Below are 686 nucleotides of genomic sequence, written 5' to 3'. Positions count from 1 at the left end.
CACAACGGAAGCTCGCGTCGGACCCGACGGGCCGCCGGGCGGCGGTTGGCTCGGGGTGAGCCAATAGCGCTGCCGCTGGAACGGGTACGTCGGCAGGTCGACGGGTTCGCCTCCCGTGCCGCCACCGCCGCGAGGGTCGGCACGTCCTCGCTCGCCACGGAAGCCCAGAACTCCGCGTCGACCACAACGGAAGCTCGCGTCGGACCCGACGGGCCGCCGGGCGGCGGTTGGCTCGGGGTGAGCCAATAGCGCTGCCGCTGGAACGGGTACGTCGGCAGGTCGACGGGTTCGCCTCCCGTGCCGCCACCCAACACGGCCGGCCAGTCGATGTCCGCGCCGTCGACGTGGAACTTCGCCATCGCCCGCAGGGCCGCCATCGCCGCCACCGTGGCCCGGGACTCGTCCCGGGCCTTACGGAGTGTCGCGACGAAAAGGGCTTCGTCGCCGCCTTCTTCGGCAACGGCACGGGCGAGTGCGGTGAGGGTGCCGTCGGGGCCGATCTCCAGGAACCGCGTCACACCCTCGCCGGCCAGCACACCGATCCCGTCGGCGAACCGCACCGCCTCACGCACATGCCGCACCCAATACTCCGCCGACCCCAACTCGCCCTCCCCAGCGAGCCGCCCCGACACATTCGACACCAACGCAACCGACGCAGAGCCATAGGAGATGCCCTCCGCGACCTC

The 686-nt window shown here is 71.9% G+C and carries 1 protein-coding gene; it reads right to left on the bottom strand.

The window, feature by feature from the left end; translation table 11 throughout:
* The coding region (locus BG482_RS39900; RefSeq protein ID WP_218108817.1) for a hypothetical protein at positions 1-581 on the bottom strand (581 nt) is incomplete at its 3' end.
* Positions 582-686: the final 105 nt, after the last annotated feature.

This window comes from Streptomyces sp. LUP30 (assembly GCF_001746365.1).
Lineage (GTDB): Bacteria > Actinomycetota > Actinomycetes > Streptomycetales > Streptomycetaceae > Streptomyces.
This window is presented reverse-complemented; position numbering and strand designations above follow the sequence as displayed.